Genomic DNA, 10,094 nt, shown 5'->3' on the forward strand with positions numbered 1-10,094 from the left:
GGTGCCGGGCGCGGTGGCGAAGCCGTAGTCCAGCAGGCGCGCGGCCTGCTCCCAGGGCGCGATCGGTTGCCGGGTGCCGCGCAGCAGCACGGCGACCAGCCGCCGGCCGTCCCGGCTGGCCGCGCCGACGAACGTCTGCCCGGCGTCGTCGGTGTAGCCCGTCTTGCCGCCCAGCGCACCCGGGTAGTTGTAGAGCAGCTTGACGTCGTTCTCCACCGGGTACGGGTTGCCCGCGAAGTCGGGGAACGGGTACTCCCGGGTGCGCACGATGTCCGCGAAGACCGGGTTGTTGAACGCGTAGCGGTAGAACAGGCCGATGTCGTAGGCCGAGGTGCTCATACCGGGCCCGTCCAGACCCGACGGGGTGGCCACCCTGGTGTCCTTGCCGCCGAGCTTTGCGGCGAGGGTGTTGATCTTGCCGAGAGCGACATCCATGGCGACTCGCGGGTCGCTGCGCTCCTGCCCCCCGGAGCCGCCCATCGCCACGGCGAGGGCGTGCGCGGCGTCGTTGCCGGAGTACATCAGCAGGCCGTGCAGCAGATCGTTGACCGTGTAGCGTGCGCCGGGCTTGACGCCGACCTTGGTGCCCTCGGCGTCGGCGTCCCCCTGCGTTCCCTCGATGATCTTGTTGAGCGGAAGCTCCCTGATCGCCTGCGTCGCGGTCAGCACCTTGATGATGCTGGCCGGGCGGTGCCGCCCGTGCGGGTCCCGCGCGGCGATGACATCCCCGGTGTCGAGGTCGGCCACCAGCCAGGCCTCCGCCGAGACGTCGCCGGGCAGCGGCGGGGTGCCGGCCGCGACGATCACCCCGCACCCGCTCAGCGCCTCGCCGCCCACCGGGCTGGCCGGCACCGGCAGCGGCTGGGGCGGATCACCCGCGGCCGGAACCTCGGAGGAGTCCACCGCCGGCGGCGTGGACACCTTGTACGGGCAGCTGTTGGGATCCTGGGCCGGAACCGGGTCGGCCGCGGCCAGCGCTGGCGTGCCCGCCACCACCACCGCGGCGGCCAGGGCGGCGGCACGCGCCAGAAGTCGTGTCCCCATTCGTCGCAGATTAAGCGATCGGCGGCCGGTTTCCCGGGAGCCGCGCTGTGGGTCACAGCAGCCGGGAGGCCTCGCTGAGGACCCGGTGCAGGGTCTCGTAGATCGCGTCGAAGTCGTCCGGCCCGCTGATCAGCGGCGGGGCCAACTGCACCACCGGGTCGCCGCGGTCGTCGGCGCGGCAGTACAGCCCGGCCTCGAACAGCGCCGCGGACAGGAACCCGCGCAGCAGCCGTTCGCTCTCGTCCTCGTCGAAGGTCTCCCGGGTCTCCTTGTCCTTGACCAGTTCGATGCCGTAGAAGAAGCCCTCGCCACGCACGTCTCCGACGATCGGCAGCTCGAGCAGCCGCTCCAGCGCGGACCGGAAGACGGGGGCGTTGGTCTTGACGTGCTCGTTGATCTTCTCCCGCTCGAAGATGTCGAGGTTGGCCATCGCGGCGGCCGCCGAGACCGGGTGTCCGCCGAAGGTGTAGCCGTGGCCGAAGGTGGTCCTGCCGTCGTTGAACGGCTCGAAGAGCCGGTCGCTGGCGATCATCGCGCCGATCGGGGAGTAGCCCGAGCTCATACCCTTGGCGCAGGTGATGATGTCGGGCACGTAGCCGAAGTCCCCGAGATCGCTGGTGCAGGCGAACATCGCGCCGATCCGGCCGAAGGCGCAGATCGTCTCGTCCGAGACCAGCAGGACGTCGTATTCGTCGCAGATCTCGCGGACCCGCTCGAAGTACCCGGGCGGGGGCGGGAAGCAGCCGCCGGCGTTCTGCACCGGTTCCAGGAACACCGCGGCGACGGTGTCCGGGCCTTCGAACTCGATGGCTTCGGCGATCCGGTCGGCGCAGTAGCGTCCCCAGGCCTTGATGTCGGTGCGGTACTGCTCGGGCGCCCGGTAGAAGTTGGTGTTGGGCACCCGGAAACCGCCGGGGGTCAGCGGTTCGAAGGGCTCCTTGAAGCCGGGCAGGCCGGTGATGGCCAGCGCGCCCTGCGTGGTGCCGTGGTAGGCGATGGCGCGGGAGATGACCTTGTACTTGCTCGGCTTACCGGTCAGTTTGAAGAACTGTTTGGCCAGCTTCCACGCGCTCTCGACGGCCTCGCCGCCGCCGGTGGTGAAGAACACCCGGTTGAGGTCGCCGGGGGCGTAGCCGGCCAGCCGCTCGGCCAGTTCGATCGCCGGCGGGGTGGCATAGGACCAGAGCGGGAAGAACTCCAACGTCTCGGCCTGCTTGGCGGCCGCCTCGGCGATCTCCTTGCGGCCGTGCCCGACCTGAACCACGAACAATCCGGACAGTCCGTCGAAGTAGCGCTTGCCGTAGCTGTCCCAGATGTGCACGCCCTCGCCCCGGGTGATGATCGGCGGCGTCATTCCCCTGCCGTGCCGCGCGAAGTGGCCCCACAGGTGCCGGTCGGCCTTCTCGCCCAGCGCTACGGTCAACCGGTGCTCTTCGGAGAGCGTCATCGCGTACCCCAATTGTATTGTTGTTTAACGAGTTTCAGGTATACGAGGGTCTCCGTCGAGGTCACTCCCGGCACCGCGCGGATCTCGATGTTGAGCAGATCCAGCAGTTCGGAGTCGTCGGCGCAGACCACTTCCACGATCGCGTCGTAGGTGCCCGCGGTGAGCACCACGTAATCGACCGAATCGAGTTGGGCCAGCCGTTCGGCGACTTTGGTGACGTCGCCCTGGCAGCGGATGCCGATCATCGCCTGGCGGGAGAAGCCCAGTTGCATCGGGTCGGTGACCGCGACGATCTGCATGACCCCGGAGTCGATGAGCCGTTGCACCCGCTGCCGGACCGCCGCCTCCGACAGGCCGACGGCCTTGCCGATCCCGGCGTAGGACCGGCGCCCGTCCTGCTGCAACTTCTCGATGATCGCCTTGGACATCTCGTCGAGTTGCACCGGGCCGGACGGCCGCGGGCCGAGGGCGTGCAGGTCACGCATCCCTTGATTGTGCACGGAATCAGTTGTTTTGAGCAACGAAAGCGACGAAAACCGTAGCATTGGGTCGTGATCGCCAGCAGTTGGATCGACGGCGCACCGGTCACCACGGCCGGCGGACGCCACCAGGTCGTCAACCCGGCCACCGGCGACGTCGTCGCCGAACTCGCCCTGGCCACCCCCGCCGACGTCGACGTGGCGGTGGCCTCCGCCCGGGCCGCGCTGCCGGGCTGGGCGGGGGCGACCCCGGCGGAACGCTCGGCCGTGCTGTTCAAGCTCGCCGACCTGCTCGAGGCGCATGCCGCCGTCGTCATCGCCGAAGAGGTCGCCCAGACCGGCAAGCCGGTTCGGCTGGCCACCGAATTCGACGTGCCGGGCAGCATCGACAACATCGCGTTCTTCGCCGGCGCGGCCCGGCACCTCGAGGGCAAGGCCGCCGCTGAGTACTCCGCCGACCACACCTCGTCGATCCGCCGGGAGGCGGTCGGCGTGGTGGCCACCATCACCCCGTGGAACTACCCGCTGCAGATGGCGGTGTGGAAGGGGATCCCGGCGCTGGCGGCCGGTTGTTCGGTGGTCATCAAACCCGCCGAGATCACCCCGCTGACCACCCTGACCCTGGCCCGCCTGGCATCGGAGGCGGGCCTGCCCGACGGGGTGCTCAACGTGGTCACCGGAGCGGGCGGGGACGTCGGCCATACGCTTGCCGGTCATCCGGACGTGGACGTGGTCACCTTCACCGGATCCACCGCCGTCGGCCGGAAGGTCATGGCGGCCGCGGCGATTCACGGTCACCGCACCCAACTCGAACTCGGCGGCAAGGCGCCGTTCGTGGTGTTCGACGACGCCGACCTCGACGCCGCCGTGCACGGCGCGGTGGCCGGCGCCCTGATCAACTCCGGCCAGGACTGCACCGCGGCCACCCGGGCGATCGTCGCGGCCGACCTCTACGACGACTTCGTCGCCGGGGTGGCCGAACTGATGGGCAGAGTCGTCGTCGGCGACCCGCAGGACCCCGACACCGACCTCGGCCCGCTGATTTCCTTCGCCCACCGCGCCAAGGTGGCCGGCATGGTCGACCGCGCCCCGGCCCAGGGCGCCCGGGTGGTCACCGGCGGCAAGGCCCCCGACCTGCCCGGCGCCTACTACCTGCCCACCCTGCTGGCCGACGTCGGCGAGGACTCCGAGGCCTACCGCGACGAGATCTTCGGGCCGGTGCTGACCGTGCGCCGCCACGACGGCGACGACGACGCCCTGCGCCAGGCCAACGACACCGACTACGGACTGGCCGCCTCGGCGTGGACGCGTGACGTCTACCGCGCCCAGCGGGCGTCGCGGGAGATCAAAGCGGGTTGCGTGTGGATCAACGACCACATCCCGATCATCAGCGAGATGCCGCACGGCGGACTGGGCGCCTCCGGCTTCGGCAAGGACATGTCGGACTACTCCTTCGAGGAGTACCTGACCATCAAGCATGTGATGAGCGACATCACCGGTGTGCCCGAAAAGGGCTGGCACCGAACGATATTCAAACTGCGCTGAATCCGATCGGCGCGCGGCTAGCGCCGCTTGGTGAACTCCTCGCCGGTCTCCGGGTTGATCGCGGTCTCACCCGGCGGCAGGTTGGACAGGTCCGGGGCGATCACCGTCGGCATGTCGCCGGAGTCGGGCAGGCCCAGGGTCGGTTCGACGTTGACCGGGGGGGCCAGCACCAGGTCGGCACTGGACCGTCGCGGCAGGGTGTGGCCGTGGAAGAAGGACGGCGAGGCCATCCACCACAGCGCCATCACCACCAGGCCCAGCGCCAGTGCTCCGACGCCGACCACGGCCACCGCGCCGTAGCCGAAGATCGTGACGTTGTTGCCGTCGTCGTCGGTGAGCCAGTCGGGCTTGGCGTACTGGATCAGGCCGTAGACGAACACCGCGCCCAGGATCACCGCGCCCAGCAACGGAACCACCCCGCGCATCAGCAGATCGCGGCCGGACTTGGTGAGGTCCTTGCGGTAGAACCACACGCAGGCGAACCCGGTCAGGCCGTAGTAGAACGCGATCATCAGGCCCACCGAGCCGATCAGGGCGGTCAGCAGGTTCGGGCTGATCAGGGTGAACAGCAGGTAGAACAGGATCGACACCGCACCCATCGCGATCGTGGAGGTGGTCGGCGTCAGGTACCTGCGGTGGATCTTGGCGAACGAGTCCGGCAGGGCCTTGTAGACGCCCATCGACAGCGTGGTCCGGGCGGTCGGCAGGATCGTGGTCTGGGTCGACGCCGACGCAGAGGTCAGGATCGAGGCGGCCAGCAGTGCCAGTCCGACCTTGCCCAGCAAGCTGTCGCCGAACAGGTCGTGGCCCACGGCGGCGAAGACGTCGTCGGCGTTGTCCTGGTTGCCCAACCCGACACCCTCCTCGCCGACGCCGGCGAAGGCGATGGTCGCCACCGAGACCGTGGCGTAGGTGGCCAGCAGCAGGAAGGTCGAGATGACCGCGGCCCGGCCCGGGGTGGTGCCCGGGTCGTCGGACTCCTCGTTGCAGGCCACGGCGGTGTCCCAGCCCCAGTAGATGAACAGGGCGGTCAGCAGGGCCGGGGCGATCACGGTGGAGAAGTCCAGCCCGGCCGGCCAGAACCAGTCCAGCGACGGCTTGAGGGAGTAGCTCTCAGCCTGGCCGGTGTAGACCTTGAACAGCGCCACCGCGGCGAAGGCGATGAGCACGACCAGCTCGATTCCCAACAGGGCGTACTGAAGTCGCGCCGAGACCTCGATGCCGCGGTAGCAGATGTAGGTCATGATCACGATCCACAGGACGCCGGCCACCGTGGACCACAACGTGCTGGCGGCGAGGTCGGTCGCGCCGAACAGGGTGAACGAGTACGAGCCGGCGATCTGTGCCAGGTTGGCCATCACGATCACGTCGGCGGCGATGATGCCCCAGCCGCCCATCCAGCCGACCAGCGGGCCGAACGCCCGGGAGGCCCAGGTGAAGGTGGTGCCGCAGTCCGGTTCGGCCTTGTTGAGTTCCTGGTATGCCACCGCGATCATCCACATCGGGATGAAGGCCAGCAGGATGATCGCCGGCGCCTTGACCCCGGCCAGCAGTGCGCCACCGCTGGCCACGATCAGCCCGAGGCTGGCGGCCAGCGAGTAGGCCGGGGCGGTGGAGGCCATGCCGACCACGACGCTGGAGAGCAGGCCGAGCGCGCCGCCCTTGAGACCCTTGCTCTCGACCGGTTCGAGGGTGAGTTCGCCCTTGCTCATGGCAGGAGCGTACGGACACCTCGTCTGATCCGCGCGTCGTCCCGCGAACTCACCTCGCGAACATCAACGCGCGCTTGACCTCCTGAATCGCCTTGGTGACCTCGATACCGCGCGGGCAGGCCTCGGTGCAGTTGAACGTCGTGCGGCACCGCCATACCCCGTCGACTTCGTTGAGGATCTCGAGGCGCTCGGCGGCGCCCTCGTCGCGGCTGTCGAAGATGAACCGGTGGGCGTTGACGATCGCCGCCGGCCCGAAGTAGCTGCCCTCGTTCCAGAACACCGGACAGCTGGTGGTGCAGCAGGCGCACAGAATGCATTTGGTGGTGTCGTCGTAGCGGGCCCGGTCGGTCTGGCTCTGGATACGCTCCCGGGTCGGGGCGTTGCCGGTGGTGATGAGGTAGGGCTTGACCGCGCGGTAGGCGTCGAAGAACGGTTCCATGTCGACGACGAGGTCCTTCTCCACGGGCAGACCGCGGATCGGCTCGATGGTGATGGTCACCGGCTTGTCCGTCTTGGGCAGCAGGTCACGCATCAGCACCTTGCAGGCCAGCCGGTTGACTCCGTTGATCCGCATGGCATCCGAGCCGCACACGCCGTGCGCGCAGGACCGGCGGAAGCTCAGTGTGCCGTCCAGGTAGCTCTTCGCGTAGATCAGCAGATTCAGCAGCCGGTCCGACGGCAGGCATGGGACCCGGAAGCTCTGCCAGCCGCCGGCGTCGGCGAAGCGATCGGGGTTCTCCGGATCGAAGCGGGCGATCTTGAGGGTCACCATCACCGACCCGGGCGGAACGGGCGCGCTCTTCTCGGCCATCAGGCGGGATCCTTCATTAATACTTGCGCTCCATCGGCTCGTAGCGGGTCTGCACCACCGGCTTGTAGTCCAGCCGGATGTCGCTCAGCAGATCCGCACCTTCCTTGTAGGCCATGGTGTGCCGCATGTAGTTGGTGTCGTCGCGGTTGGGGTAGTCCTCGCGGGCGTGTCCGCCGCGGGATTCCTTGCGGTTGAGCGCGCTGGCCACCGTCACCTCGGCGAGTTCGAGCAGGAAGCCCAGTTCGATGGCTTCGAGCAGATCGCTGTTGTACCGCTTGCCCTTGTCCTGCACAGTGATCCGCGAGTAGCGCTCCTTGAGCGAGTGGATATCGGTGAGGGCCTGCTTGAGGGTCTCCTCGGTGCGGAACACCGCGGCGTTGTTGTCCATCGACTGCTGCAGTTCGCCGCGGATGTCGGCGACCCGCTCGTCACCGTGTTCGGAGAGGATGCCGGCCACCCAGCCGACCACCATGGCGGCCGGCTCGGGCGGCAGTTCGGTGCGCGGATTGCCCAGTGCGTAGTAGGCGGCGGCCAGGCCGGCCCGGCGCCCGAAGACGTTGATGTCCAGCAGCGAGTTGGTGCCCAGCCGGTTCGCGCCGTGCACCGAGACGCAGGCGCACTCGCCGGCGGCGTAGAGGCCGGGCACGACATTGGTGTTGTCCCGCAACACCTGTCCGATCACGGTGGTCGGAATGCCGCCCATGACGTAGTGGCAGGTCGGGTAGACCGGCACCAGTTCCTTGACCGGGTCCACACCCAGGTAGGTGCGGGAGAACTCGGTGATGTCGGGGAGCTTGGCCTCGAGCACGTCCTCGCCGAGGTGGCGGACGTCGATGTAGACGTAGTCCTTGTGCGGTCCGGCGCCGCGGCCCTCCAGCACCTCCAGGACCATCGAGCGGGCGACGATGTCGCGGGGGGCCAGGTCGACGATGGTGGGGGCGTAGCGCTCCATGAACCGTTCGCCCTCGCCGTTGAGCAGTCGGCCGCCCTCGCCGCGCACCGCCTCGGAGATCAGGATGCCCAGCCCCGCCAGGCCGGTCGGGTGGAACTGGTGGAACTCCATGTCCTCCAACGGAAGTCCCTTGCGGAACACGATGCCCAGCCCGTCCCCGGTCAGGGTGTGGGCGTTGGAGGTGGTCTTGTACATCCGGCCCGAGCCGCCGGTGGCCAGCACGATGGCCTTGGCGTGGAACACGTGGATGTCCCCGGTGGCCAGTTCGTAGGCCACCACGCCGGTGGCCACCGGGCCGCGGGCGGTCTCGGTCAGCACCAGGTCCAGGGCGTAGAACTCGTTGAAGAACTCCACGTCGTGCTTGACGCAGTTCTGATACAGCGTCTGCAGGATCATGTGGCCGGTGCGGTCGGCGGCGTAGCACGCCCGGCGCACCGGGGCCTTGCCGTGATCGCGGGTGTGGCCGCCGAACCGGCGCTGGTCGATCCGTCCCTCCGGGGTGCGGTTGAACGGCATGCCCATCTTCTCGAGGTCGAGGACCGCGTCGATGGCCTCCTTGCACATGATCTCGACGGCGTCCTGGTCGGCGAGGTAGTCGCCGCCCTTGACGGTGTCGAAGGTGTGCCACTCCCAGTTGTCGTCCTCGACGTTGGCCAGCGCGGCGCACATACCGCCCTGCGCGGCGCCGGTGTGGCTGCGGGTCGGGTAGAGCTTGGTCAGCACCGCGGTGCGCACCTTGGGGCCGGCCTCGACGGCGGCGCGCATTCCGGCGCCGCCGGCGCCCACGATCACGACGTCGTACTTGTGCTCCTGAATCATTGGCGTCCTAACCGATGTTCGGGTCGAAGGTCAACAGGGTGTAGGTGCCGACGACCAGAATCAACACCATCGAGATGGCCAGCAGGGTGTTCAGCCAGAACCGGGTGGAGTCCTTACGCGCGTAGTCGCCGATGATGGTCCGCATCCCGTTCCCGCCGTGCAGCTGGGCGAGCCAGAGCATCACCAGATCCCAGATCTGCCAGAACGGCGAGGCCCACCGTTGGGCGATGTAGTTGAAGTCGATGCGGTAGACGCCGTCTTCCATCATCAGGCCGATGAACAGGTGGCCGACCACCAGGAACATCAGCACGACGCCGGAGAACCGCATGAACAGCCAGGCGTACTTCTCGAAGTTCGGCATGCTGGTGTGCCGGCGGGGGGCGCGCGGGCTGTCCAGGCTTGCCGGGCGGTCGTGGTCGATTTCCCGGATGGGCGCCGGGCGGGTCACAGGAACCGCTCCGCCATGTGCATACCGAGCACGACGACGGCCGGAACCATCAGGATCAGCCAGGTCGCGGCGACCGCCCACAGCATCTGCCGTTGGTAGCGGGGACCCTTCCACCAGAAGTCGATCGCGATCACCCGCAGTCCGTTGAGCCCGTGGTAGAGCACGCAGGCCACCAGGCCCAGTTCCATCAGGCCGATGATCGGTGTCTTGTAGGTCTCGACGACCGCGTTGTAAGCCTCCGGACTGACCCGCACCAGCGCGGTGTCCAGCACGTGGACGAACAGGAAGAAGAAGATCGTCGCCCCGGTGATGCGGTGCAACACCCACGACCACATCGCCGGGTCGCCGCGGTAGAGAGACCGTCGCCGCGTCCTGCCAAGCGTGCTACTCATCAGCGCCTCCAACGCTCCGGTACAGGTGGACTCTAACTCCGTTTCCGCCGTGAAGAGGATGACGTGGAGATTACAGCCGGCGCCATCTGCCCCGGCGCCGATGCCGGTGAACGGAGAAACACTGCATGACAAGGCGATACAGACGACCGGGCAACGCCGTGAGCTAGGGCACAATGACCGGGGTGAGCACGCCGCTGACCCTGGAGATGATCAGGAACGCGCCCAAGGCCCTGCTGCACGATCACCTCGACGGCGGACTGCGTCCGGCGACCGTGATCGACATCGCCGGGCAGGTGGGATACGACGGGTTGCCGAGCACCGATCCGGCCGGGCTGGCCGACTGGTTCAGGACACGGGCCCACAGCGGCTCGCTGGTGCGGTACCTCGAACCGTTCGCCCACACCGTCGCGGTGATGCAGACCCCGGAGGCTCTGCACCGGGTTGC

9 protein-coding genes and 1 pseudogene are annotated in these 10,094 nt (G+C 68.3%); 2 read left to right on the top strand and 8 right to left on the bottom strand.

What is annotated here, in order from left to right; genetic code table 11:
- The 3 genes from ADBZ5U_RS11325 to ADBZ5U_RS11335 all read right to left on the bottom strand — a co-directional run.
- The coding region (locus ADBZ5U_RS11325) for a D-alanyl-D-alanine carboxypeptidase family protein (RefSeq protein ID WP_526265445.1) at positions 1-1,044 on the bottom strand (1,044 nt) is incomplete at its 3' end.
- 52 nt (positions 1,045-1,096) lie between these two features.
- Positions 1,097-2,491, bottom strand: a complete 1,395-nt coding sequence (locus tag ADBZ5U_RS11330; protein WP_526265447.1) for an aspartate aminotransferase family protein — start codon at positions 2,489-2,491, stop codon at positions 1,097-1,099.
- Positions 2,488-2,976: an Lrp/AsnC family transcriptional regulator gene (locus tag ADBZ5U_RS11335; RefSeq protein ID WP_526265449.1), complete on the bottom strand. Its 489-nt coding sequence runs from the start codon at positions 2,974-2,976 to the stop codon at positions 2,488-2,490. Before ADBZ5U_RS11335 ends, ADBZ5U_RS11330 begins: the two co-directional genes overlap by 4 nt.
- A 69-nt stretch (positions 2,977-3,045) precedes the next feature.
- Here ADBZ5U_RS11335 and ADBZ5U_RS11340 point away from each other — a divergent pair, with 69 nt between their 5' ends.
- Entirely contained in the window at positions 3,046-4,515 is a 1,470-nt protein-coding gene (locus tag ADBZ5U_RS11340; protein ID WP_526265459.1) for an aminobutyraldehyde dehydrogenase, read from the top strand.
- A gap of 17 nt (positions 4,516-4,532) precedes the next feature.
- On the opposite strand, the gene ADBZ5U_RS11345 is transcribed toward ADBZ5U_RS11340, so the two are convergent.
- Genes ADBZ5U_RS11345 through sdhC form a run of 5 tightly spaced genes read right to left on the bottom strand, consistent with a single transcriptional unit; the run spans position 4,533 to position 9,592 of the window.
- Entirely contained in the window at positions 4,533-6,227 is a 1,695-nt protein-coding gene (locus tag ADBZ5U_RS11345; RefSeq protein ID WP_526265451.1) for an amino acid permease, read from the bottom strand.
- A gap of 49 nt (positions 6,228-6,276) precedes the next feature.
- Positions 6,277-7,038 (bottom strand): succinate dehydrogenase/fumarate reductase iron-sulfur subunit, encoded by a 762-nt coding sequence (locus tag ADBZ5U_RS11350; protein WP_526265453.1) that lies wholly within the window; start codon positions 7,036-7,038, stop codon positions 6,277-6,279.
- Between the two features lie 16 nt (positions 7,039-7,054).
- Positions 7,055-8,809 carry a succinate dehydrogenase flavoprotein subunit gene (sdhA, locus tag ADBZ5U_RS11355; protein WP_526265455.1) on the bottom strand — a complete coding sequence of 585 codons (1,755 nt, stop codon included), beginning with the start codon at positions 8,807-8,809 and terminating at the stop codon, positions 7,055-7,057.
- A 7-nt stretch (positions 8,810-8,816) separates the two neighbouring features.
- Positions 8,817-9,257: a succinate dehydrogenase hydrophobic membrane anchor subunit gene (locus ADBZ5U_RS11360; RefSeq protein ID WP_526265457.1), complete on the bottom strand. Its 441-nt coding sequence runs from the start codon at positions 9,255-9,257 to the stop codon at positions 8,817-8,819.
- Positions 9,254-9,592 (bottom strand): succinate dehydrogenase, cytochrome b556 subunit, encoded by a 339-nt coding sequence (sdhC, locus tag ADBZ5U_RS11365; RefSeq protein ID WP_526265461.1) that lies wholly within the window; start codon positions 9,590-9,592, stop codon positions 9,254-9,256. Before sdhC ends, ADBZ5U_RS11360 begins: the two co-directional genes overlap by 4 nt.
- A gap of 230 nt (positions 9,593-9,822) precedes the next feature.
- Between sdhC and ADBZ5U_RS11370 the strand changes: the two are divergent.
- A pseudogene (locus ADBZ5U_RS11370) lies at positions 9,823-10,094 on the top strand (adenosine deaminase); the annotation flags it as partial.

The sequence above is a fragment of the Mycobacterium sp. genome, from assembly GCF_040398885.1.
Classification (GTDB): Bacteria; Actinomycetota; Actinomycetes; order Mycobacteriales; family Mycobacteriaceae; genus Mycobacterium.

Bases quoted from the DNA above. Each gene is read 5' to 3' on its own strand.
- ADBZ5U_RS11345 (WP_526265451.1), bottom strand. From the start codon at position 6,227: ATGAGCAAGGGCGAACTCACCCTCGAACCGGTCGAGAGCAAGGGTCTC.
- ADBZ5U_RS11330 (WP_526265447.1), bottom strand. From the start codon at position 2,491: ATGACGCTCTCCGAAGAGCACCGGTTGACCGTAGCGCTGGGCGAGAAG.
- sdhC (WP_526265461.1), bottom strand. From the start codon at position 9,592: ATGTGGTCGTGGGTGTTGCACCGCATCACCGGGGCGACGATCTTCTTC.
- sdhA (WP_526265455.1), bottom strand. From the start codon at position 8,809: ATGATTCAGGAGCACAAGTACGACGTCGTGATCGTGGGCGCCGGCGGC.
- ADBZ5U_RS11335 (WP_526265449.1), bottom strand. From the start codon at position 2,976: ATGCGTGACCTGCACGCCCTCGGCCCGCGGCCGTCCGGCCCGGTGCAA.
- ADBZ5U_RS11350 (WP_526265453.1), bottom strand. From the start codon at position 7,038: ATGGCCGAGAAGAGCGCGCCCGTTCCGCCCGGGTCGGTGATGGTGACC.